The organism is Mesorhizobium sp. UC74_2 (genome assembly GCF_042701485.1).
In the GTDB taxonomy this organism is placed as follows: Bacteria; Pseudomonadota; Alphaproteobacteria; order Rhizobiales; family Rhizobiaceae; genus Mesorhizobium.
In genome coordinates, this window is sequence record NZ_CP170562.1 from 6,002,726 (window position 1) to 6,025,383 (window position 22,658).

Annotated in this window: 25 protein-coding genes and 1 tRNA gene; 10 read left to right on the top strand and 16 right to left on the bottom strand. The window is 61.8% G+C overall.

Annotated features, from left to right (window positions below; genetic code table 11):
- Positions 1-23 precede the first annotated feature (23 nt).
- The 5 genes from ACFJIU_RS29300 to ACFJIU_RS29320 all read right to left on the bottom strand — a co-directional run bounded on the left by ACFJIU_RS29300 (position 24) and on the right by ACFJIU_RS29320 (position 4,442).
- Entirely contained in the window at positions 24-1,043 is a 1,020-nt protein-coding gene (locus tag ACFJIU_RS29300) for a GlxA family transcriptional regulator (RefSeq protein ID WP_379065928.1), read from the bottom strand.
- A gap of 255 nt (positions 1,044-1,298) precedes the next feature.
- Complete coding sequence (locus ACFJIU_RS29305; RefSeq protein WP_379065930.1) at positions 1,299-1,577, bottom strand: hypothetical protein; 279 nt, start codon at positions 1,575-1,577, stop codon at positions 1,299-1,301.
- Positions 1,578-2,569: 992 nt separating this feature from the next.
- Positions 2,570-2,965, bottom strand: coding sequence for an XRE family transcriptional regulator (locus ACFJIU_RS29310; RefSeq protein ID WP_379065932.1), 396 nt, complete (start codon positions 2,963-2,965; stop codon positions 2,570-2,572).
- 129 nt (positions 2,966-3,094) lie between these two features.
- Positions 3,095-3,171: transfer RNA gene (locus ACFJIU_RS29315), tRNA-Arg, on the bottom strand.
- Positions 3,172-3,278: 107 nt separating this feature from the next.
- Complete coding sequence (locus ACFJIU_RS29320; RefSeq protein ID WP_379065935.1) at positions 3,279-4,442, bottom strand: M20 aminoacylase family protein; 1,164 nt, start codon at positions 4,440-4,442, stop codon at positions 3,279-3,281.
- Positions 4,443-4,648: 206 nt separating this feature from the next.
- Between ACFJIU_RS29320 and ACFJIU_RS29325 the strand changes: the two genes are divergently transcribed.
- Together ACFJIU_RS29325 and ACFJIU_RS29330 are read left to right on the top strand one after the other, a co-directional pair.
- Positions 4,649-5,830 carry a D-alanyl-D-alanine carboxypeptidase family protein gene (locus ACFJIU_RS29325; protein ID WP_379073265.1) on the top strand — a complete coding sequence of 394 codons (1,182 nt, stop codon included), beginning with the start codon at positions 4,649-4,651 and terminating at the stop codon, positions 5,828-5,830.
- Between the two features lie 47 nt (positions 5,831-5,877).
- Entirely contained in the window at positions 5,878-6,996 is a 1,119-nt protein-coding gene (locus ACFJIU_RS29330; RefSeq protein ID WP_379065937.1) for a CobW family GTP-binding protein, read from the top strand.
- A 127-nt stretch (positions 6,997-7,123) separates the two neighbouring features.
- Here the strand turns inward: ACFJIU_RS29330 and ACFJIU_RS29335 are convergent, their stop codons facing one another.
- The 5 genes from ACFJIU_RS29335 to ACFJIU_RS29355 form a co-directional block, all read right to left on the bottom strand.
- A complete protein-coding gene (locus tag ACFJIU_RS29335; RefSeq protein WP_379065940.1) occupies positions 7,124-7,372 on the bottom strand; it encodes a sulfurtransferase TusA family protein in 249 nt (82 codons plus the stop codon).
- Between the two features lie 5 nt (positions 7,373-7,377).
- Complete coding sequence (locus ACFJIU_RS29340; RefSeq protein ID WP_379065942.1) at positions 7,378-8,667, bottom strand: L,D-transpeptidase family protein; 1,290 nt, start codon at positions 8,665-8,667, stop codon at positions 7,378-7,380.
- Between the two features lie 261 nt (positions 8,668-8,928).
- Positions 8,929-9,879, bottom strand: coding sequence for an acetyl-CoA carboxylase carboxyltransferase subunit alpha (locus tag ACFJIU_RS29345; RefSeq protein WP_379065944.1), 951 nt, complete (start codon positions 9,877-9,879; stop codon positions 8,929-8,931).
- 96 nt (positions 9,880-9,975) lie between these two features.
- Positions 9,976-10,890: a site-specific tyrosine recombinase XerD gene (locus ACFJIU_RS29350; RefSeq protein WP_379065946.1), complete on the bottom strand. Its 915-nt coding sequence runs from the start codon at positions 10,888-10,890 to the stop codon at positions 9,976-9,978.
- A gap of 20 nt (positions 10,891-10,910) precedes the next feature.
- Positions 10,911-11,063 carry a histidine kinase gene (locus ACFJIU_RS29355; protein ID WP_379065948.1) on the bottom strand — a complete coding sequence of 51 codons (153 nt, stop codon included), beginning with the start codon at positions 11,061-11,063 and terminating at the stop codon, positions 10,911-10,913.
- A 135-nt stretch (positions 11,064-11,198) separates the two neighbouring features.
- Between ACFJIU_RS29355 and ACFJIU_RS29360 the strand changes: the two genes are divergently transcribed.
- The 3 genes from ACFJIU_RS29360 to ACFJIU_RS29370 are packed head-to-tail and all read left to right on the top strand — an operon-like array spanning position 11,199 to position 13,845.
- Positions 11,199-11,810: a shikimate kinase gene (locus tag ACFJIU_RS29360; RefSeq protein WP_379065950.1), complete on the top strand. Its 612-nt coding sequence runs from the start codon at positions 11,199-11,201 to the stop codon at positions 11,808-11,810.
- The gene (gene aroB / locus ACFJIU_RS29365; protein ID WP_379065952.1) at positions 11,807-12,922 is read left to right on the top strand and encodes a 3-dehydroquinate synthase; all 1,116 of its coding nucleotides are present in this window, start codon (positions 11,807-11,809) and stop codon (positions 12,920-12,922) included. The genes ACFJIU_RS29360 and aroB overlap by 4 nt, the downstream gene beginning before the upstream one ends.
- Positions 12,919-13,845, top strand: coding sequence for a transporter associated domain-containing protein (locus tag ACFJIU_RS29370; protein WP_379065953.1), 927 nt, complete (start codon positions 12,919-12,921; stop codon positions 13,843-13,845). Before aroB ends, ACFJIU_RS29370 begins: the two co-directional genes overlap by 4 nt.
- Here ACFJIU_RS29370 and ACFJIU_RS29375 read toward each other — a convergent pair.
- On the bottom strand, positions 13,793-14,497 hold the full coding sequence (locus ACFJIU_RS29375; protein WP_379065955.1) for an aquaporin: 705 nt from the start codon (positions 14,495-14,497) through the stop codon (positions 13,793-13,795). The two genes, ACFJIU_RS29370 and ACFJIU_RS29375, sit on opposite strands and share 53 nt — an antisense overlap.
- Positions 14,498-14,585: 88 nt before the next feature.
- Positions 14,586-14,888, bottom strand: coding sequence for a BolA family protein (locus tag ACFJIU_RS29380; RefSeq protein ID WP_379065956.1), 303 nt, complete (start codon positions 14,886-14,888; stop codon positions 14,586-14,588).
- Between the two features lie 158 nt (positions 14,889-15,046).
- Here ACFJIU_RS29380 and ACFJIU_RS29385 point away from each other — a divergent pair, with 158 nt between their 5' ends.
- The 5 genes from ACFJIU_RS29385 (at position 15,047) to ACFJIU_RS29405 (ending at position 20,241) form a co-directional block, all read left to right on the top strand.
- Positions 15,047-15,664: a J domain-containing protein gene (locus ACFJIU_RS29385; protein WP_379065958.1), complete on the top strand. Its 618-nt coding sequence runs from the start codon at positions 15,047-15,049 to the stop codon at positions 15,662-15,664.
- 127 nt (positions 15,665-15,791) lie between these two features.
- The gene (gene cobS / locus ACFJIU_RS29390; protein WP_129412806.1) at positions 15,792-16,778 is read left to right on the top strand and encodes a cobaltochelatase subunit CobS; all 987 of its coding nucleotides are present in this window, start codon (positions 15,792-15,794) and stop codon (positions 16,776-16,778) included.
- A gap of 12 nt (positions 16,779-16,790) precedes the next feature.
- The gene (gene cobT, locus ACFJIU_RS29395) at positions 16,791-18,689 is read left to right on the top strand and encodes a cobaltochelatase subunit CobT (RefSeq protein WP_379065960.1); all 1,899 of its coding nucleotides are present in this window, start codon (positions 16,791-16,793) and stop codon (positions 18,687-18,689) included.
- Positions 18,686-19,711: an esterase-like activity of phytase family protein gene (locus ACFJIU_RS29400; RefSeq protein WP_379065962.1), complete on the top strand. Its 1,026-nt coding sequence runs from the start codon at positions 18,686-18,688 to the stop codon at positions 19,709-19,711. Before cobT ends, ACFJIU_RS29400 begins: the two co-directional genes overlap by 4 nt.
- A gap of 155 nt (positions 19,712-19,866) precedes the next feature.
- Positions 19,867-20,241 carry a nuclear transport factor 2 family protein gene (locus ACFJIU_RS29405; RefSeq protein ID WP_379065964.1) on the top strand — a complete coding sequence of 125 codons (375 nt, stop codon included), beginning with the start codon at positions 19,867-19,869 and terminating at the stop codon, positions 20,239-20,241.
- A gap of 42 nt (positions 20,242-20,283) precedes the next feature.
- On the opposite strand, the gene ACFJIU_RS29410 is transcribed toward ACFJIU_RS29405, so the two are convergent.
- The 4 genes from ACFJIU_RS29410 to ACFJIU_RS29425 all read right to left on the bottom strand — a co-directional run bounded on the left by ACFJIU_RS29410 (position 20,284) and on the right by ACFJIU_RS29425 (position 22,607).
- Entirely contained in the window at positions 20,284-20,730 is a 447-nt protein-coding gene (locus tag ACFJIU_RS29410; protein WP_379065966.1) for a GNAT family N-acetyltransferase, read from the bottom strand.
- Between the two features lie 28 nt (positions 20,731-20,758).
- A complete protein-coding gene (locus ACFJIU_RS29415) occupies positions 20,759-21,064 on the bottom strand; it encodes an NIPSNAP family protein (RefSeq protein ID WP_379065968.1) in 306 nt (101 codons plus the stop codon).
- A 164-nt stretch (positions 21,065-21,228) separates the two neighbouring features.
- Complete coding sequence (locus ACFJIU_RS29420) at positions 21,229-21,927, bottom strand: hypothetical protein (protein WP_379065970.1); 699 nt, start codon at positions 21,925-21,927, stop codon at positions 21,229-21,231.
- Positions 21,924-22,607: a queuosine precursor transporter gene (locus tag ACFJIU_RS29425; protein WP_379065971.1), complete on the bottom strand. Its 684-nt coding sequence runs from the start codon at positions 22,605-22,607 to the stop codon at positions 21,924-21,926. The genes ACFJIU_RS29420 and ACFJIU_RS29425 overlap by 4 nt, the downstream gene beginning before the upstream one ends.
- Positions 22,608-22,658 lie beyond the last annotated feature (51 nt).

Below are 22,658 nucleotides of genomic sequence, written 5' to 3' on the forward strand. Positions count from 1 at the left end.
TTGCCCTGCCGGCTTTGGCGTCTTCAAGCAGTCTGGCGGCCGAAAGATTTCATGCGCCTGCGGGTCCCGGATGGGCTCTCGCCAAAATGGGAGCGGTAGCATCGCGTGAACGCGGAAGCCGACGTGAATCCGGTCGTGACCGCGATTTCGGCGAATGAGTTCCTGGTTTCAATGACGCGGCGCCTGGCAGCATTCATGCGCAGGGCGACGTAGTGCACGTGAGGTGCCACGCCCATCGTGCGATGGAACAGTGTCTGCAGGTGCCGGGCGCTCATTCGCAATGTCGACGCCAGCTCGTCGAGTGCCATCGGCTGCTCGATCGTCTGCTCCATGATGCGGATCGCGGCTGCCACCCGAGGCTCTCCCACATGAAGATCATGGCCAGTCACGGTTTCGCTGCGCCGGTCGGACAGCGTATCGGTGTAGATGAACAGCCGGTTTACCTCCAGCGCCAGCGAGTAGCCCTGTCTGCACTTGATGAGCTCGAGCATCAGGTCAATGGTCGGCAACGAACCGCTTGTCGTCACACGCTTGCCGTCAATCACGAACCTGGAGAAACTGACATCGACTGCCGGGTGCCTGGCGGTGAAATCGTCGATGTCCTCCCAGTGCGTCGTTGCCTTGAAATGGTCGAGCAGACCGGCGCGGGCGAGCAGCCATGTTCCGGATTCGATCCCGGCGACGAAAGGCCGATGGCGGGCAGTTCGGGAAAGCTGGGAGATCAGCTGCGGCGAGGCCGCGCGCATCCAGTTGTAGCTGGCCAGCACAAACAGAGGATTGGTATCGGCATTTGGCCGAAACGCCTGACTTGCCGGTATCGGAATATGGCTGGTTGTTTCGACAGGCCCGCCATCGGGTGTCAGAATCCGCCAGCGGTATTTCTCTTCGCCGGCAATCCGGTTCGCGCCACGAAGGGGTTCAATGACGGAGGCCAGCAGGATGAGGTTGGTTTCCGGAAGCAGGAGAATATCGATGCACAGCGGATCCGTGGAATGCGAGAAAGTGTCTGGAATTGGCTTGGTTCTCGATGGATCGGCGAACATGGCGCGGCTTGTTTCCCCTGTGTGGGCGCATCCTCTGTTGGTCTTGGAACAGTCTGAAGGCGAAGCCATTTTTCAACAAGGCCGGACTGCGACATCTGCGGTCTACGCGACCCGGTCCCTTGCATGCGGGCTGCCCGGCATTTGTTTTGGCCCTTGTACCCCACTCCGAAGCCTGCTGGAGACCTCCTCCCTGGAGGATGAGGTTTCCGTCAGCATGTTCGCAGTCGGCCCAGGCCAACCGGCCGTGCTTCGCCGTCAATTGCTTGGAAGTGAAGGTGAGTCCGATGTTTTCCCGTCTTGCTCGAAGGGATCGACCGGGAAGAGGTCCTCTTGCGAGATTTCGCGCGTTTCTCCTCGCCGCACATCCCTGACGATATAGGTGTTGCTTTCCTCGGAACAGCGCGCCTCTTCAATGAGCATCGCTGTTCCATCCAGTGCCCAGACCGTCTTCTTGACAGGCCAGCATTCCTCATCTGCAAATGCAGGGACAGAGGCGGCAATCAGGGAAACTGCCGCAAGAAACATTTTCGTCATTACAACCTTTCGGTATTCAACTCTCAGCGGGTGAATCAATCCCGCTGCCAAACGACGCAACGAGTACCACCCGAATGGTGTCCCCCGGCAAGAACACAGCCACAGTTGCCAAGTGTGAGCGTTATCCCTGCGCGAGTCGGATTGTAGCCTCCGAATAGGGCACTTCCATGAATGCTGACGGCAATTGTGAGGAACAAATGACCAAAATAGGCGACAAATTCGTAAGGGTTAATTCGATGCTGCCGGCAGTCAGTGCGGCTTTTTCAGTTTCGGCCATCATCTGCACGAATTACGGATACAATGGATGGGGAGGCGTTCTCTCAATATTATCTTGTCCCCTATTTATCGTTTCGGCCAATTCATCCCGCAGTGAAAAGGTGAACATTTTTGTTTTTTCTTCGGAGAAAAATATATTTAAGTCGAGCACCGAGCAATTCAACCGGATATCGACAATTCCATTTGTCTTTCTATTTTCTTATTTTGTTCGTAAGTTTTGATCAGATCCACGAAAAAACCGACAGTTGGATATCAACGGCAAATTCTGTTGCGTTGTTCCTCTGCATTATATCAATGTTTATTGTTGTGGTTCGAGCAATAAAGATCAGGAATGATTGACGGGGGTCTGTGTCCGTGGCGGTCTTCGGAGAATCATCACCTTAGTTGGCCGAACGTGAGCCAAACTGTGCGCTACGATCACAGTGATTTCGAAATCACTGTGCGCCCGTTCCTTGAGCTCGACCATTTCTTCAAAGCCCTGTGTTGAGCCTTGAATCTAGCTCTCTCGATAACCGGAGGATCGATGTTTTGTCTTTCGGGCTCGTGCCACCAGAGCAGATGCTCGCGGGCAAAGTGGAGGGCTCGTCGCCAGACCTCTTCGGAGATGGGAAGGGTTTGCATAATGCCCTCTGCAAAACACCAAAGGGTCTATTGAGAAGCCGACAATCAACGCCAGCGATGGGGATCTGTAGTGGTGTGGAATGTGTTCTGTGCCCCTAAGGTACGTCGTCCTTCGCCGTTATCCCGCCTTCGCTCTCCAGAGTGCCAAGCCGTTTGGTGAGCGACTGGTTGAATTTCAGCCTGACGCCGACACCCTGCGATCCTTCCTCTGGCAGGAAGACCGCACCAAGTTCCTCCAATGCGGTCCTAATGGCGTTTCTCGCGGCTTCGCCTGGAACATCGATACCGCGCTCGAAGAGCGCGATGACCTCTTCGTCAATGTGTGCGTTGGTTGCTAGCTTGGATCGGCTGATTTCCACCAACGCGCGAGCGGCTTTGCATAAAGGCCCCGTGATCATCCTCACCTCCGGTTGATGGTGGAGAATAGCACGAATGCTCAAGCGCCAATCATCGCTCTCTTTAGAGTTTTCAGCGAGGAAAAGGGGAGCCATTCAGTCCTGCTCCCATGAATCTCGGCTATCCGGCGGGTCGCGCCACACCACAGACGCATAGAGTGGCCGTACTGAAAATCATTTCAGTTGCAGCATGAAATATAGATATCACCGCTAACCGTTTGATTTTGGTGATCCCGACAGGAATCGAACCTGTGACCTACAGATTAGGAATCTGCCGCTCTATCCTACTGAGCTACGGGACCACGCGGGCGAACACATAGCCGTTTCGCGCCGCTTCGCCAAGTACCGGGCGGCCAAATTGGAAGGCTCGCCCGGCAGATGATGGTTCAAGGCGCGGGATGGTCGATTATCAGGCGGCCAGCGCCTTTTCGGCGAGTTTCACCCAGTAGCTGACGCCGTGCGGAATGACCTCGTCGTTGAAATCATAGGCGGGGTGATGCAGGCCGGCGCTCTCGCCATTGCCGATGAAGATGAAAGCGCCGGGGCGCGCTTCCAGCATGTAGGAGAAATCCTCGCCACCCATCACCGGCTGGATCGCCCGCTGCACCTGGGCGTCGCCGGCCACCTCGGCGGCGATATCACCGGAAAAAACGGTCTCGTCGGGATGGTTGAAGGTGACAGGATAATTGGCGTCGTAGTCGACCTCGATCGTCGTGTCGTGGGCGGCGGCAAGCCCGGCGCAGAGCTGGCGGATGCGCTGTTCGGCCTTCCTGGCGACGTCCTTTTTCAGCGAGCGCACCGTCCCGGCGATCTCGGCGGCTTCCGGGATGACGTTGTAGGCAGCGCCGGCATGGAACTTGGTGACCGAGACGACGACCGATTCGACCGGATCGGTGTTGCGCGAGGCGATCGTCTGCAAGGCGCCGACCAGTTGGCTGGCGATGACGATCGGATCGATGGTGCCGTGCGGCATCGCCGCATGGCCGCCGCGGCCCTTGACGGTGATGGTGAATTCGGCGGTTGCCGCCATGATCGGGCCCGGACGGATGGCGAACTGGCCGACCGGCAGGCCTGGCATGTTGTGCATGCCGAACACCTTCTGGATGCCGAAACGGTCCATCATGCCGTCCTTGACCATCTCGTTGCCACCGCCGCCGCCTTCTTCGGCAGGCTGGAAGATGACGGCGACCGAGCCCGCGAAATTGCGCGTCTCGGCAAGGTATTTAGCCGCACCCAGCAGCATGGCGGTGTGGCCGTCATGGCCGCAGGCATGCATCTTGCCCGGTGTCTGCGAGGCATAAGGCTTGCCGGTGGTCTCGGTGATCGGCAGCGCGTCCATGTCAGCACGCAGGCCGACGGTGGAGCCATTGCCCTTGCCACCGCGAATGATGCCGACCACGCCGGTCTTGCCGATGCCGGTCACCACCTCGTCACAGCCGAATTCCTTGAGTTTCTCGGTGACGAAGGCCGCGGTCTCGAACACGTCGAAATTCAGTTCCGGCTTCTGGTGGATGTGACGACGCCAGCCGGCGACCTCTTCCTGCAGTTCGGCGGCGCGGTTCAGAATGGGCATAGGTCTCAAACTCGCTGTTGGTCCGGTCTCAATCCGGCGTGGACAGAATTGTGATCGCCCTATGCTTTGCCTTGGTGATGTCACATAGGCTAGATAGCAGCGCGGCATTGCGGCCAGGAGGTGGCCGAATGACGAAACCTGACGATCCGTGGGCAAATCTTACGGAGACCAGGGTGATGACGGCAAGAGCGATTTCGGAACGGATGATGAGGCCAAGGCATTTGCTCAAGATTCTGTCGGCAGGCGCGGTGTTTATGACCGCCCTCGCGGCGCAGCAGGCCCAGGCCAATCCGGCCGTGCTGTTCGACCTCGACAACGGCCGCATCCTGGAACATCAGGACGCCTTCAAGCGCTGGTATCCTGCCTCGCTGACCAAGCTGATGACCGCCTATGTCACCTTCAAGGCGATCGCGAACGGCGAAGCAGCGCTCAATTCGCCGATCCGCATGACCAAGCTGGCCAGCAGCCAGCCGCCGTCGAAGATGGGATTCAAGCCGGGCTCGGTGCTGCGGCTCGATACGGCGGTCAAGATCATGATCACCAAGTCGGCCAACGACGTCGCCATGGCGATCGGCGAGAATATCGGCGGCACGCAGGAAGACTTTGCCGCGCGCATGAATGCCACCGCCGCTCAACTCGGCATGACCGGCACGCATTTCGTCAATCCGAACGGCCTGTTCTCGCCCGACCAGTACACGACCGCGCGCGACATCGCGCTGCTGGTGACGGCGCTGCGCCGTGATTTCCCGCAATACCAGCCATGGTTCTCGATCGAAGGACTTTCGCTCGGCAAGAAGAAGATCCCGAACTACAATCTGCTGGTCGGCCGCTATCCCGGCGCCACCGGCATGAAAACCGGTTTCGTCTGTCCGTCGGGCTTCAACATGGTCGGCACGGCGACGCGCAACGGCCGCACGCTGGCCGCCGTGGTGCTGGGCGAGAAATCAGCGATCGCACGCGCCGATGCCGCCGCGAAGCTGCTTGACCAGGGTTTCGGCACGTCGATGACGACATCCGCCAGCCTTGCCTCCCTGCAGCCCTATGGCGACACGCTGGCGGTCAACGACATGCAGGAAGAAGTCTGCAAGAAACAACCGAAAGAAGCGCAGTCCGAGGCGGCTCCGGCCGCCGACGCCAAGGCGCCGAAATCGCCCTGGCGCGAAAAGCTCGTCAATCCCAGGCTGGTCGCGGTCAGCCTCGGCGGTGCGACGGGACCGGTGCCAAGGGCGATGATCGGCCGCGTCGAAGTCGCCGATACGGTTCCCGAAAGCGGCAAGGCCGCCAATGTACCGGTTCCTGTCTGGCGGCCCGACCGTCCGGCTCCAGCCTTCGTGGCTCCGGTCGCGACCGGTATGCAGGGCGATCAGCCGGTCAAGACGGCCAATTAGAGCGTTTCCGTTTTTCACGGAAACGCTTCAGCAGTGAGGCAGGCATCATGAGCGGCGCGACTTTTCCCATTCCCGTTACCGTGGTGACGGGGTTCCTGGGTGCCGGCAAGACCACGCTGCTCAATCGCCTGCTGAAAGATCCCGCGCTTACTGACACCGCCGTCATCATCAACGAATATGGCGAGGTCGCCATCGACCATCTCCTGGTCGAACAGGCCTCCGACGGCATCATCCAGCTTTCCGATGGCTGCCTGTGCTGCACGGTGCGTGGCGAGCTGGTCGATACACTGGCCGATCTCGTCGATCGCTTGCAGACCGGGCGCATCGAGAAACTGGCACGCGTCGTCATCGAAACGACCGGCCTCGCCGACCCGGCACCGGTTCTGCAATCGATCATGGCGCATCCGGTTCTGGTGCAGGCCTTCCGCCTCGACGGCGTCGTCTCGCTGGTCGATGCGGTCAATGGCGACGCGACACTCGATGCCCATGTCGAGGCACTGAAGCAGGCGGCCATGGCCGACCGGCTGGTGCTCACCAAAGCCGATCTCGCCGATGCCGGACAGGTCGCCTCGCTGACGGCGCGGCTGAAGGATATCAATCCAGGCGCCCGGCTTCTCGATGTTCAGACTGCCGGCGCCGCAGCGTTGCTCGACTGCGGCCTCTACAATCCTGCCGCCAAGGGCGCCGATGTCGCGCGCTGGCTGGGAGAGGCGGCGGAAGATCATCACCACCATGACCACGATGATCACCACGATCATGAACATCACCATGATCATGATCACCATGGGCATCGCCACGACGCGCGGGTGAGGACCTTTTCACTGGTGCATGAAGGCCCGGTGGCATTCGCGGCGATCGAGATGTTCTTCGACCTGCTGCGTTCCACGCATGGCGAGCATCTCCTGCGCATGAAGGGCGTGATCGAGTTGAAGGAAGATCCGGAACGGCCACTGGTCGTGCACGGCGTGCAGAAGCTGCTGCACCCACCGGCACGTCTGCCGGCATGGCCGGATGGCCAGCGGGGTACGCGGCTGGTGCTGATCACGCTCGATATGCCGGAAGACTATGTGCGGCGGCTGTTTTCGGCGCTGACCGATCGTCCGGCCATCGACACGCCGGATCGAGACGCCCTGACGAACAATCCGCTGGCGATTGCCGGGCTCTGAAATGTCGCAGCTTCCGGGCGCTCAAGCCGTAGAAAGCGAGAGCAATTCCACGAAAAGTGCGTAACGGTTTTCCGCCCGGAAATGCGCAAAACAGGGAGCTGAAGCGTTTCCGTAAAGGTGAAACGCTCTAAGCGCCGCGCTCGACCAGGAAGCGGTGGCCCCCCGGCATGGCTGCGGTCTCGACCAGACGGTGGCCGCTCTGGCTGCAGAAGGCAGGGATGTCGATGACGGCGAGCGGATCGGTGGTTTCCAGCCACAACAGGCCGCCGGGTTGCATGTCCGTCAGCCGTTTGCGCGCCTTCAGGACCGGCAACGGGCAGTTCAGCCCCTTGAGGTCGTAGATTGCGGCTGTCCCGGCACCGGCTTCCTGCGGCATGCCGCTCAACCGCCGAACATGCCAAGCAGTTTCTTCTTCATCTGCGACAGACGGCTCTCGTCCTCGACCGGCACCTCCGGCGCGGGTTGCACCTGAGCCGTCAAGGTCTCGGCCGGCTCGGAAGCCTTCTTCCTGGCGGCTTCCTTTGCGGCCAGGGCTTCAGCCTTGATGCGTTCCTTTTCGGCCTTGGCGAAGGCGATCGCCGCCTTCTTCTCTTCCTCGGCCTTCTTCTTGGCGGCCTGCTCGGCTTCGAGCGCCGCCATCTTGCGTCCGGCCGGGGAATCGATACGGCCCATGCGCGTGGTGGTTTCGGTCACCGAACCATCGTGGTTCATCGACGGCGGATCGATGGTGATGCGTTCACCGCGGGCGCGGCGCTTGGTCCAGTCAGAGACCAGGTTGGCTTCCTTGACCCCGGCGATCGAGGCCTTGGGCGCCGCCGGGGCGGAACTGTTCATGGCGCTGGCAAAAGCAGCGTCATAGTTCTTCTGATAGGCGCCGTAGGCGACCTTGAGCGGGTCCGGCGTGGTGCTGGTCGGGCAGGCGCCGGTCGGATTGAACTTCTGGCCGTCGGGCGCGACCTGGTTGAAGACATAACGCTTCTCGCAGACGTCGACCTTCGGCGGCACCTTGGTGATCTCGAAATTGTCGTATCCCACCTTCAGCATCTTCCAGAAATCGTAGTTCGGATCGCTGCGGTAGCGCGCCATGTTGGCAGCGGTCATGCGGAAGGGATAGGCCTGGATCTGGAATTCGGTCTGGCCGCCCTTGAAGGCGTCGCGCGCGAAAGCATAGATCTCTTCGATCTGCGGGTCGTTCATCGAATAGCAGCCTGACGACGAACAGGCGCCGTGCACCATCAGATTGGAGCCGGTGCGACCGTTGGCGCGATCATAGGTATTCGGGTAGCCGATGTTGAAGGAGAGATGATAGCCCGACTTCGGGTTCATCTGGCCGGGGCGCACCGTGTAGAAACCTTCCGGCGCCTGGCGGTCGCCCTCGGTGTATTTCGGGCCGAGCTTGCCGGAATAGCGACAGATCGGATAGCTGGCGATGATTTCGTAACGGCCGTTGGTCTTCTGCTTCCAGACCTCGACGACATTCTCTTCCTTGAAAATGCGCCCGACGATCGGTGACTCGCGATTCATGCCCTTGGCGCGCATGTCGGCCAGGATCTTTTCCGGCAACTGCTTGTTGGCACCCTGCGGTACGAAGTCGGCAACCGACTTTTCGTTACAGCCGGCCACGGCAAGAACGCTGATCATGAAGCCGGTGCGTGCAAGTTTCGCGAACATGGATGCGCTGTCGTCTTCCAATTGTACGCCACGGGCTTCAAGGCCCAGGCGTTACCCCGAACATCGATGGACCCTAAGCCCGTTAACCTTGAAATTTCCTTACTGCAAGCAGCGCCGGCAGTCTTCCCGACAAAGTGACTGAGCCGAAAGCGACGGCATTTTTGTGGCGGAAAACAGGTTCTTCGCCACATTTTGAACCATCGGGCTCCGCGCGGCCTGACGGCTGTGCTGCCGGCGATACCGTCCGTTCCGGTCAATTCGTCAGAGCGAACGCCCCATGGCGAGGTATTTCTCGCGGCGCTGCTCGCGGAAATCGGCGTTTGAGCTGGCGAAGTCCTGCATCGTCCTGGCGATCAGGTCGCCTGTGGCGCCGATCACCTTTTCGGGCTCACGATGAGCGCCGCCGAGCGGTTCGGGAATGATGGCGTCGATGATCTTGAGCTCGAGCAGGTCCTGCGCGGTGATCTTCATGTTCGTCGCCGCATCCTTCGAACGCGTGGTGTCGCGCCACAGGATGGAAGCCGCACCCTCGGGCGAAATCACCGAATAGATCGCATGCTCGAGCATGTAGACGCGGTTGGCGGTCGCAATCGCGATCGCGCCGCCCGAACCGCCTTCGCCGATGACGATCGAGATCGACGGCACTTTCAACGCAAGGCCTGCCGATGTCGAACGAGCGATCGCCTCGGCCTGGCCGCGTTCCTCGGCATCAACGCCCGGGAATGCGCCGGCGGTGTCGACCAGCGTGACCAGCGGTACCTTGAAACGGTCGGCCATTTCCATGACCCGCACCGCCTTGCGGTAACCCTCTGGGCGGACCGAGCCGAAATTGTGCTTCAGGCGGCTGGCGGTGTCGGAGCCCTTTTCCTGACCGATGACGGCGACCGATTCTCCACGGAAGCGGGCGAAACCGCAGACGATGGCCTGGTCTTCGCCGAAGCCGCGATCACCGGCCAGCGGGGTGAAATCGGTGAACAGGCCGCTGATGTAGTCGAGGCAATGCGGCCGGTCGGGGTGGCGCGCCACCTGCACCTTCTGCCATGGCGTCAACGCCTTGTAAGCCTCGCGCAGCGCTTCGCGCGCCCGCTTTTCCAGCCGCGCGATCTCGTCGGCGACATCGACGGCCTCGCCGCTCTCGGCAAGCTTCTTCAGTTCGAGGATCTTGCCCTCGAGGTCCTGAACCGGTTTTTCGAAGTCGAGATAATTGTACATTCGTGAGGGGACCGCTGCGCCGGAAAACAGATGGACAGGAAGCCGTAACGGCAGTTCCGAGCTGTGAAACGTCGCCCTCACATAGCGACACCGGGCCTAGTCGGCAAGCGGATGGTGATCGTTGACCAGCCGAACGAGCCTTTCCTCGAGAACATGGGTGTATATCTGCGTGGTCGAAATGTCGGCATGGCCGAGCAATTGCTGAACGGCGCGCAGGTCCGCGCCGTTCTGCAGGAGATGGCTGGCGAAGGCATGCCGCAGCACGTGCGGGGATATCTTCGACGCCGCGATGCCGGCGCGGGCTGCCAGGCCTTTCAGGTCGCGCGCGAAGACCTGGCGGGGCAGGTGGCCGCTGTCGGACGAGGAGGGAAACAGGAAAGCGCTTTCGGCATAGGCAGCTACCCCGGCGCGGGCGGCCAGCCATGCGGTCATGGCGAGGCGGGCCTTGGTCGAAAGCGGCACCATCCGTTCCTTGTTGCCCTTGCCGCGCACCATGAAGAAGCGGTCGTCACGCTGTGCCACCGTCACCGGCAGGCCGACAAGTTCGGAAACGCGCAATCCCGTGGCGTAGAGCACTTCCACCAGCGCATGCAGCCTGAGTGCGGCAAGGGGATCGCTGCCCGACGGCGGTTCCTTCGCTTCGGCGGCGGCGCGGTCGAGCAGGCGGCCTGCTTCGGCCTCGCCCATCGTCTTGGGCAGCGGGCGGCCTTTCTTCGGGCTGTCCAGCGTGCCGGTGGGATCGTCCTGGCGCAGGCCTTCGGCGTAGAGAAACTTGAAGAACTGGCGCAGCGCCGAAAGCTTGCGTGCCTGTGATGTCGGCGCAAAGCCCTGCGCCGCGATGCCGTCGAGATAGCCGCGGATGTCGCCCGGGGCGGCATTGGCCAGGCCGCCCCTGATGGCAGAGGCGGCATCTTCGAGATCGCGGCGATAGCTGGTCAGCGTGTTCTCGGCAGCACCCCGCTCGGCACTCATCATCTCGAGGAAGGCTTCGATGCGGGCGGCACTGCTCATGGTGCAGGCTCTTTCGCTGACTAGTTTTTCTTCGGGTTGAGCTTTTCGGCCGGGATGCGCACCGAAAGCTCGGCCTGCTTGGGCGAAACGAACATCACCAGAGCGAACATCGTGCCGTAGGCAAGGCCGGCCAGGATCGCCAGGGTCACGACGAGGCGGAACAGGGTCGGCATGGGTTCTGGTGGCGCCTTGATTCTGTGGTGTTGCCGGAAACGTCCCGTTATGGGACGGCGATTCCGCCATTTCAAGGGCAGTTCGCGACGTGCGCCGCTTGACGCAAAGGGGCTTTTCATGTCGATACGCCGGCAATGAACCCGCAAGCCGCCATTCCGCAGGACGAAAGCCGTGTCGCGCTGATCGAGCGGCTTGGTGGTCGTTCGATCGTGTTTGTCGGGCTGATGGGTGCCGGCAAGACGGCAATCGGCCGCAAGACGGCCGGAGCACTCGGGCTCACCTTCATCGACAGCGACCAGGAGATCGAGGGTGTGTCGCGCATGACCGTCCCCGAGCTTTTCGAACGTTACGGCGAGACGGAATTCCGGGCGCTCGAGCAGCGGGTCATCCTGCGCCTGCTGGAGCAAGGGCCGCAGGTGCTCTCCACCGGCGGCGGCGCTTTCATGAACGCGCAGACGCGTGAAGCGATCGCTTCACATGGCATTTCCGTGTGGCTGAAAGCCGATCTCGATCTTCTAATGGACCGAGTGTCCAAGAAGCAGAACCGCCCGCTGCTGAAGACCGCCAACCCGCGCGCCACGCTGCAGAAACTGATGGATGACCGTTATCCAACCTATGCGCTGGCCGATGTTACCGTGCCGACCCGCGACGAACGCAAGGAAGTGATCGCCGAGGAAGTGATTGCGGCACTGTGCGGTCATTTCAACATCCAGACGGCTGTTGCCGTCGGCGAGGGGCAGGCATGAGCAGGACCGTCACAGTCGAGGTCGGATTGGGTGACCGCGCCTATGACATCCTGATCGGTCCCGGCTTGCTCGGCCGTGCCGGCGAGACCGTTTCTTCCCGCCTGCCGGGCACTCGTGTGGCGATCGTTACCGACGAAAATGTCGCGGCGAGCCATCTCGAAACGCTGAAGAGCGGGCTGGAAAGCGGCGGGGTGGCCGTTGCTGCGACCGTCATGTTGCCGGCCGGTGAAAAAACCAAGAGCTTCGAGCATCTGCAGGAAGTGGTCGACGCGGTCCTGGGGGCGAAGCTGGAACGCCGCGATGCTGTTGTCGCACTGGGCGGTGGCGTGATCGGCGACCTGGCCGGCTTCGCCGCAGGCATCGTGCGGCGCGGCATGGATTTCGTGCAGGTCCCGACCTCATTGCTTGCCCAGGTCGATTCTTCGGTTGGCGGCAAAACCGGTATCAACAGCGCGCGCGGCAAGAACCTGATCGGTGTCTTCCATCAGCCGAAGCTGGTGCTCGCCGACAGCGGCGTACTGGATACACTGCCAATCCGCGAATTTCGCGCAGGCTATGCCGAACTCGCCAAATACGGTCTGATCGACCGGCCTGCCTTCTTTGCCTGGCTGGAGAAGAACTGGCAGGAGGTCTTTGACGGCGGCGATGCCCGTATCGAGGCCATCGCAGAAGCCTGCCGGGCTAAGGCCGATGTGGTGGCACGCGACGAATTCGAAACCGGCGACCGCGCGCTGCTCAATCTCGGCCACACCTTCGGTCATGCGCTGGAGGCAGCGACTGCCTATGATGGTGCCAGGCTGGTGCACGGCGAAGGTGTGTCGATCGGCATGGTGCTGGCGCATCGGTTCTCCGCGCGGCTGAACCTGGCGAGCCAGGACGACGCGGCACGTGTCGAAGCCCATCTCAAGGCAGTCGGCTTGCCGACGCGTGTCGCCGACATTCCAGGCGAACTGCCGGGCCCGGAAAAACTGTTCGACTACATCACCCAGGACAAGAAGGTGTCGCGCGGCGCATTGACCTTCATCCTGACACGCGGCATCGGCCAATCCTTCATCGCCAGGGATGTGCCGGCCTCGGAAGTGGTGGCGTTCCTGCGGGACAGCCTCGAATGAGCGAAATGGCGGGATGGATCATTGCCGCCGGGCTGGTTGCCTTGGCGTTGCTGGCCGTCCTGTTCCGCAAGCCCCTGCTTGCTTCGTTCGGCCTGCAACTGATCAGCCGGAAACGGCGACGCCTGACGCAGCAGGAGGCGCGCGCGGTGATCTCGCGGCTGCGCAGCGAAGCGAAAGCCATGAAAGAGGATCGCAACCGGGTCGAGGCGCTGCTGGCGCTGCGCGAGCTGGAAGTCTCCGACGTCATGGTCCATCGCACCAACATGCGCTCCGTCAACGCCGACAACGCGCCGGAGGCGATCGTGCGCGAAGTGCTGCAGAGCCCGCATACCAGGCTGCCATTGTGGAAGAGTTCGCTCGACAATATCGTCGGAATTCTTCACGCAAAGGATCTGCTGCGGGCGCTCAACGAAGTCGACAACGATTTTTCGAAGATCGACATCCTGAAGATCGCAGCGAAGCCCTGGTTCGTGCCGGACACGACCAGCCTTGAGGAGCAGCTCAACGCGTTCCTGCGCCGGCGCGCCCATATCGCCATCGTCGTCGACGAATATGGCGAGGTGGAAGGGTTGCTGACGCTGGAGGACATCATCGAGGAAATCGTCGGGGAAATTTCCGACGAGCACGACATCGATGTCCAGGGCGTGAAGCAGGAAGCCGACGGCTCCGTGGTGGTGGAAGGCACGGTATCGATCCGCGACCTCAACCGGGCGCTGGGGTGGACGCTGCCTGATGAGGAGGCGACGACGATCGCCGGCCTCATCATTCACGAGGCGCAGTCGATCCCGGTCGAGAAGCAGGCTTTCACCTTCCACGGCAAGCGCTTCCTGGTGATGAAGCGCGACAAGAACCGCATCGCACGGATCAGGATCAGGCCGGCGTCCGTAGAGATACAGCAGCAAGAGGCTCCGAAGCTGCAGTAGCCCTTGGCCAGAACAGGCGCGCGACAAGGCATGCCGCGAAAGCACCGAGACATTGCGCAATGATCCAGCCGGCGACATCCTCGAGCCGGATGCCCGCCGCGGTCGCGGTGAAGGCGCGGGCAAGTGTCATGGCAGGATTGGCGAAGGAAGACGACGCGGTGAACCAGTAGGCGGCGGCGATATAGAGGCCGACCGCTGCGGCAGTCGCTGCGGGCTTGCGGGCAGCGCAGCCGAGCACGACCAGCAGCAGGCCGAATGTCGCCACCGCTTCCGAAAGCCATAGGCCGAAGCTGTCGCGTGTCGTCGCCGAGAACTGTAACACGGGCTGTTCGAACATCGCATGTGCCACCCAGATGCCGATGATCGCGCCGATGATCTGGGCAGCGCAATAAGGAAGGCATTCGCGCCAGGCGAAGTCGCCGGTGGCGGCAAGTCCGAAGCTGACGACAGGGTTGATGTGCGCGCCCGACACCGGTCCGAAGGCGGAAATCAGCACAAACAGCATGCCGCCGGTAGAGGTCGACGTGACAAAGAGCGCAAAGGCCGGATTGGCGGGTGCCAATGTCGTGCCCATGATGGTCGAGCCGATGACCGTGGCGAGCAGCAGCGCCGTCGCCAGCGTCTCCGCTGCCAGTCGCGTGTGAAATGGCATGTCGCTGATCTCCCCCAGCCTGGAAGTTTCCCAAGCGGAAGGCAGGGCGTCTACTCTCGGCGGCAGCAGAAGTGTTTCAAGTTTTGGACTACCAGCGCGTCTTTTCGCCGGGGGCTGCCGGCTCGATCGCCAGGGCGTGCAGGCCAGCTTTCAACTCGTCGGCCAGCAGGGCATTGACGGCACGATGGCGCTCGATGCGGCTCATGCCGGAAAAGGCAGGCGAGACGATGCGGATGCGGAAATGTGTCTCGCCGGTTCCGTCGAAGGTGGCATGATGATCGCTCTCGGCGTGATGATGGCCGGCATGAAGGTGGCTTTCGTTGACAATGGCCAGTCTTTCGGGCGCAAAAGCTTCAGTCAGCTTTTTTTCCATCGCCGTCTGCATGGACATTGTCGTTCTCCTTCACCACATAGGCTTGATCGCCAACAATTTTCGTCGCCGGCCGGCAGTCGTTCGCCCCGTTTAAGCCGCGATTCAGCGGTTAGGGCGATCATCGCCGAAATGTCAATTCTTGTATCGTCGGGCGAACAGCCCATAAATGGGGTCAGATGAAGCCCTATCCAAAATATTTCGAAAAACTCCGCATTCGCCCGGAAAAGGACGCGGAGCTGAAGTCGCGCGCACCGATCTGCCAGTGGGATGGCTGCAAGGAACCGGGTACGCATCGTGCGCCTGTGGGGCGCATGGCCGAAGGCCAGTATTTCAAATTCTGCTTCGACCACGTGCGCGAGTACAACAAAGGCTTCAATTATTTTTCGGGCGTTCCCGATTCCGAGATCGCGCGTTTCCAGAAGGAAGCGGCGACCGGGCATCGCCCGACATGGACCATGGGCACCAATGGCGGCACCCATACCGCGCCCGATTTCGCGAAGCAGCGTTCCGGCCGCGCCGGCTACTACAATCGCATGCGCGACCCCTACAACCTGTTCAATGAGCCGCGAGACCACGGCGCCCCGCGCGAACGCAAGGCGAAGCCACTTGAGGCCAAGGCGCTGGAAACGCTTGGCCTTGACACAAAGGCGACTGGCCAAGAGATCAAGGCGCGGTATAAGGAACTCGTGAAGCGCCACCATCCGGATGCGAATGGCGGCGACAGAGGTTCGGAAGACCGGTTCCGCGATGTGCTGCAAGCCTATCGCGTGCTCAAGCAGGCAGGCCTGTGTTGAGCTCAAGCTGAGCTGAGGTCGTGCCTTTTTCCAACTATCCTCGGGTTGGAAAAGGTTTTATGACCGCCCCGAACAATTTGGGTTGCCGGCGAAGCGCAACGCTTCGCCCGTGGAGACGTTGAGACGCATGAACAAGGTCGATCGCGATATCGCCAACCTGCCCGACACGACGGTGTCGGTGAAGGAAAAATTCGGCTTCGAATCCAAGATGGTCGTGCCAGCCTATTCGGTGGCCACGGAGCATGTTCCGGATGTCGACCCGGACTATCTGTTCGACCAGCACACCACCATGGCGATCCTCGCCGGCTTTGCCTACAACCGTCGCGTCATGGTGTCGGGTTATCACGGCACCGGCAAGTCGACGCACATCGAGCAGGTTGCCGCCCGCCTCAACTGGCCCTGCGTGCGCGTCAACCTCGACAGCCATGTCAGCCGTATCGATCTCGTCGGCAAGGACGCGATCGTCGTCAAGGAAGGCATGCAGGTCACTGAATTCCGCGACGGCATCCTGCCATGGGCCTACCAGCACAATGTCGCGCTCTGCTTCGACGAATACGATGCCGGGCGGCCGGACGTGATGTTCGTCATCCAGCGCGTGCTGGAAAGCTCGGGCCGTCTGACCCTGCTCGACCAGAGCCGCGTCATCCGCCCGCATCCGGCCTTCCGCCTGTTCGCCACCGCCAACACGGTCGGCCTCGGCGATACCACCGGCCTCTATCACGGCACGCAGCAGATCAACCAGGCGCAGATGGACCGCTGGTCGATCGTGACCACGCTGAACTACCTGCCGCACGACAACGAAGTCGCCATCGTGCTGGCCAAGGCCAAGCATTACAAGAACGACAAGGGCAAGGATATCGTCAACAAGATGGTGCGGGTCGCCGACATGACGCGTTCGGCCTTCATCAATGGCGACCTGTCGACCGTGATGAGCCCGCGCACGGTGATCACCTGGGCCGAAAATGCCGAGATCTTCGGCAATGTCGGCATGGCGTTCCGGTTGACCTTCCTGAACAAGTGCGACGAGCTCGAGCGTTCGGTGGTGGCCGAGTTCTATCAGCGTGCGTTCGGTGAGGATCTCCCGGAGAGCTCCGCCAACGTGGTGCTCGGCTAAGCAGGAAGTTCCATGGCCGGCCCCGGCGACAACACGCGCAACAAGCCGAAGAACGGCTCGGACACGGATGCCTTCAAGCGTGCCGTGACCGTGTGCATGCGTGCCATCTCCGGCGACAAGGAGATGGAAGTCGGCTTCGCCAAGGAGCGACCGGCGCTGGCCGGCAGCCGCGCCCGCCTGCCGGAATTGCCGAAGAAGGCTTCAGCCGTCGACATCGCGGTGACCCGCGGCCTCGGCGATTCCATGGCGTTGAAACGCGCCTGCCACGATGCCCGCATCCACACCAAGCTGGCCCCGGAAGGCAAGCAGGCGCGCGCCATTTTCGATGCGGTCGAGCAGGCCCGCGTCGAGGCGATCGGTTCGCGCATGATGGCCGGCGTTGCCGACAACATCGGCACGATGCTGGAGGACAAATACGCGAAGGCCAATCTGGCCGACGTGCGCGATCGTGCCGATGCGCCGCTCGAGGAAGCGCTGGCGCTGATGGTCCGCGAAAAGCTGACCGGACGCGCGGTGCCGAAGAGCGGCGAACGCATGGTCGATCTCTGGCGGCCATGGGTCGAGGACAAGGCCGGCGCCGATCTCGACGGACTGGCCGGAAAGCTGGAAGACCAGCAGGCCTTCGCCCGTGTCGTGCGCGAGATGCTCGCTTCCATGGAAATGGCCGAGGAACTCGGCGACGACCAGGAAACCGAAGATACCGAGGACGACAACGAGAACCAGCCGCAAGGCGAAGAGCAGAGCGAGGAAGGCGGCGAGGACGATTCCGGTTCCGACCAGTCGCAGGCCGAGGACGCCGACGCTTCCGACGATGACGAGGACTCCGCCGAGGCCGAGGCCACGGACGCCACTTCGCAGGACCTGTCCGATGAAGAGGAAGCCGACGCCGAGACCCCGGGCGAAGCCAAGCGCAACGACAACCCCTTTGCCACGATCTCGAAGGATGTCGACTACAAGGTTTTCACCACCGCCTTCGACGAGACGGTGGGAGCGGAGGAACTGTGCGACGAGGAGGAACTCGACCGCCTGCGCGCCTTCCTCGACAAGCAGCTTGCCAATCTGCAGGGCGTGGTCGGCCGTTTGGCCAACCGGCTGCAGCGCCGCCTGATGGCGCAGCAGAACCGCTCGTGGGACTTCGACCTCGAAGAGGGCTATCTCGATCCGGCGCGTCTGGTGCGCGTCGTCATCGATCCGATGCAGCCGCTCTCCTTCAAGCAGGAGCGTGACACCAAGTTCCGTGACACGGTTGTCTCGCTGGTGCTCGACAATTCCGGCTCGATGCGCGGCCGGCCGATTACGGTTGCGGCGACCTGCGCGGACATCCTGGCGCGCACGCTGGAGCGTTGCGGCGTTTCGGTGGAGATCCTGGGCTTCACGACGCGCGCCTGGAAGGGCGGGCAGGCGCGCGAGAAGTGGCTGAAGGACGGCAAGCCGCCGGCGCCCGGCCGCCTCAACGACCTGCGCCACATCGTCTACAAGTCCGCCGATGCGCCGTGGCGGCGCGCCCGGCGCAATCTCGGCCTGATGATGCGCGAGGGCCTGCTCAAGGAGAACATCGACGGCGAGGCGCTGTTGTGGGCTCACAACCGGCTGATCGCCCGGCCAGAGCAGCGCAAGATCCTGATGATGATCTCGGACGGCGCGCCGGTCGACGATTCCACGCTTTCGGTCAATCCGGGCAACTACCTCGAGCGGCATCTGCGCGCCGTGATCGAACTGATCGAAGATCGTTCGCCGGTGGAGTTGCTGGCCATCGGCATCGGCCATGACGTCACGCGCTATTATCGCCGGGCCGTCACCATCGTCGATGCCGAGGAGCTGGCCGGTGCCATGACCGAGCAGCTTGCCTCGCTGTTCGGCGAGGAGACCGCGCGCGACATGCGCCGCGGCGGCTTCAGGCGCGCTTCGTGAGCCGTTCGAGGCGGCTAGGATGGCTGCGGCTCTCTTCTTTCCTCGTCGCCGGCTTCCTTGCCACCTCAACTGGTTTCGCGGCCGGGCGACAGGCCGTCGAACCGGTCGAGATCAGCGTGCGGCAGATCACCCAGTTCCATATCGGCCGGGATGAGAGGAAATTCGGGCCGCTGGAATTTGTTGGCGGGCTGGAAATGACCGGCTCATCGCGCGATTTCGGCGCCCTGTCGGCTTTCCGGTTCCTCACCCCGGGCAGTGATTTCATCGGCGTGACCGACACCGGTTTCTGGTATTTCGGTTCCATTGCACGCATGGCGCAAGGCCAGCCTTTTGCCATCTTCAACTTCACCATGCAGCAGATGGTGGACGACGCCGGGCAGCCGATCGACAGGAAATGGGAGGTCGACGCCGAAGGCCTGAACGTCAAGGACGGCATCGCAACCGTCGGCTTCGAGCGCAACCATCGTGTCGCGCAGTTCAAGATCGACCCGGCTGGCATGAAAGCGCCGTTCAAGCTGCTCGACTTCCTCATCCCGGCAAACGAACTGCGCAGGAACCGCGGCTTCGAGACCGTGACACGCGCGCCGGCCGATGGGCCGCTGGAAGGCGCTCTGGTGGTGGTGTCTGAAAAGAGCCTGGACAAGGATGGCAACATCTATGCGGCCATCATCGAAGGGCCGGGCAAGGGCATCTTCACGGTTCGTCGCAACGGCGAGTTCGACATCACCGATGGCGCATTTCTTCCTGGTGGCGATCTGCTGCTTCTCGAGCGATCCTTCTCAATGGCCGGGGGTGTCAAGATGCGGTTGCGTCGTATCGGCGGGACCGAGATCGCCAAAGGCAACGTCGCCGATGGTTCGGTTCTGCTGGAGGCCGACATGGCCTACCAGATCGATAACATGGAAGGCATGGATGTCTGGCGGCGCGACGACGGCAAGCTGATCGTCTCGCTTGTCTCCGACGACAATCATTCGATCCTGCAGCGCAACCTCTATCTGGAATTCATCCTCAACGAGGATTGAGAGCACGCTGGCGCCGGTGCTTGAGCAATTCCAGGAAAAGTGCGTAGCGGTTTTCCGCCCGGAATTGCGTAAAAATAAACTTAGAGCGTTTCCGCGTTTCCGTTAAGAACGGAAACGCTCTAGGCTAGGGATCGCGCACGCTTCGAGGCCAGCCGATGCCCTCAAATGTCACAGACCTGATCGATCGTTATTGCGCCGTCTGGAATGAAGCCGACGATGCACGTCGTGCGACGCTTCTGCACGCGGTCTGGGCCAAGGACGCCACCTACACCGATCCGCGCGCGGCCACGACCGGCGCTGAAGAGCTGCTCGCTCATATCGTCAGGATCAGAGCGAGCCGTCCCGGCGCACGGATTGAGCGTACCACCGCTGTCGACATCCATCACGGCATCGCGCGTTTCGGCTGGCGCGTGGTTGAAGCCGACGGCACGGAACTGCCGGAAGGTCTCGACATTGCCGTTTTCAGTTCTGACGGCAGCCACATCGAGAGCATCATCGGCTTCTTCGGACCATTGCAGTCTCCCAAGTGATCCAGCGTCCATCGTTTCGCTCTGGTGGCTCGACAGCCTTGCTCAGGCTTTCTTGAGCTCGAGGCGCATGACGGTCTCGTCGCCCAGGATCTGGCCGGTCTCCCGAAACCCTTCCTGTCGATAAAAGGCGGCAGCGGAGCGGTTCTCCTTAACGACACCGAGGTAGATGGCGTCGCAACCGGGAATGGCGGCCATCCTTTCGACCACGGCACGCAAGCCGGCGCGGCCGTAACCGCGCTTCTGGAAGCGCTCGTCGATCATCAGGCGGTAGATCCACCAGTTTCCGTCGTCTGCGTCGAGCGTGTACATGGCGAAGCCGACCGGCTGGTCGTTCACGAAGATTCCGAGCGGCACGCAGGCTGGATTCTCGTCGGCTTCTTCCAGGGATTCAGCGTTCGTTGCGACGAAGTCGGACTGCTCATCAGCGACATGGAGAGCAACAACGGCTTCCCGCTCGGTTTCGCCGAGCGTTTTCAAAACAACAGTCATTTGGCTTGGGTCCGTCAGTTGGGGATGGTCAATCAAAGACTGGGCGGAAAAAAGAGCGCTCGTAGCTCAGGAAGCACTGGGTCTCCTCGTAGTAACGCATGGCCGCCTGACATTCTGGATCCTCCGCGGCCTTTGTCCGGTACTCCTCATAGGTTGCAAGGCTTGGGAAGGTGAACAAGGCGAGCGCAACATTGCTCGCCCCTTCGGAGGGCATGAAATAGCCGTGGTGGGTGCCGCCGAACTTTTCGACAAGCGGGATCCACAGCCGGCCGTAATGTTCGAATTCCTTCAGGCGCGCGGGGTTGAGAATGTAGCGCAGGTAACAGGTGACCATGATTTCTCCGGCAGTCTGTTGAGAGCGGAGAAAAACACCGGCGCCGACCGCCCGGTAGGGCCAGCGACTTCTTTGCAATGTGCAGCGCCTGGAGTGGTTCCGTTTTTCATGGAAACACGGAAACGCTCCACCTTTGCTCTTGCGCAATTCCGGACGGAAAACCGTTACACACTTTTCCTGGGATTGCCCAAGTGTGGTTTGACGGCGAGCCAGATGGTATGCTTGGCGCCGCGTTTGCCGTGCGCGCGCACGGTGACCGCCTCGGCGATGAAGCCGCTCTGCTGCAAGCGGCGAGTGAAGCCGCGATCCGGTCCGCACGACCAGACAGCCAGGACGCCTCCTGCCGTCAGCGCGTTGTGGGCAGCCTTCAGGCCGGTGAAGCCGTAGAGCGTGTCGTTGCTGTCCTGCGTCAACCCTTCGGGCCCGTTGTCGACGTCGAGAAGGATAGCGTCGAATTCGCGGCGAGCGGCATCGATCGCGGCGGTGACATCGCCTTGGCTGATGGCGACACGCGCATCCTCGAGACAGCCGTTGAAGATTGCGGTCATCGGGCCGCGTGCCCAGGCGATCACCGCCGGCACCAGCTCGGCGACGGTGACCCTTGCATCGCTGCCGAGTTCGGCAAGTGCGGCGCGCAGGGTGAAACCCATGCCGAGCCCGCCGATCAGGACGTTGATGCGATCGCGCCTGCCGAGTTTCTCCAGCGAAAGCCGGGCGAGCGCTTCCTCAGAGCCGCTGAGACGGCTGTTCATCAGCTCGTTGGAGCCGAGCATGATCGAGAATTCGCTTCCGCGCCGCTTCAGCCGCAGCTCCTGCTTGCCGTCAGGCGTCCTGGCGGCGTCGAGCTGCTCCCAGGGGATCAAGGCTGGACCGTTGCCGGCTGGCCCCAACGCGCTGCGATCAGGCGGTAGGGAATCAACGCGAAGACCGCGATGATGAGCTTCACCGACAGGTCGCCCAGCGCCCAGGACAGCCAGCGCATGGTTTCCATCGGAAAGATGCCGAGCAACGGCGCATTCTCCAATGCGAAAGCATCGTCAGGGCCGATAAAGGCGAAGGTAGCGGAAAAGGCGATCGAGAAGAAAATCAGCGTGTCGAACACCGAACCGACCAGCGTTCCGAAGATCGGAGCACGCCACCAGCTCTGGCGGCGCAACCAGTTGAACACCGTGACATCAAGAAGCTGGGCGGTCAGGAAGGCAGCACCGGAAGCGCAGGCGATGCGCACCAGGCGGGCAGCCGCCGTGTCGAATTCGATCAGCCCGGCGCGGAACAGCAGCGGCGGCGCGACGATGGAGCAGATCACGGCGGCCATGAAGCCGACGAAGACGATCCGGCGTGCCACAGACGGCCCGTAGCGGCGGTTGGCGAGATCGGTGACGAGGAAGGCGAACGGATAGGTGAAGGCGCCCCAGGTCAGGATATCGGCCAGCGACAACGCGCCGACCTGTCCCTGCATCGGAAACTGAACGAGGATGTTCGAGGCCACGACGACAAGCGCCATGGCGACCACAAAGGGCAAGTAGCGCGAAAGGAAACGCATTTTTTTATCCTGGGTAATGGAACCAGCGGAGCGCCTGGCCGGGACGGGCGG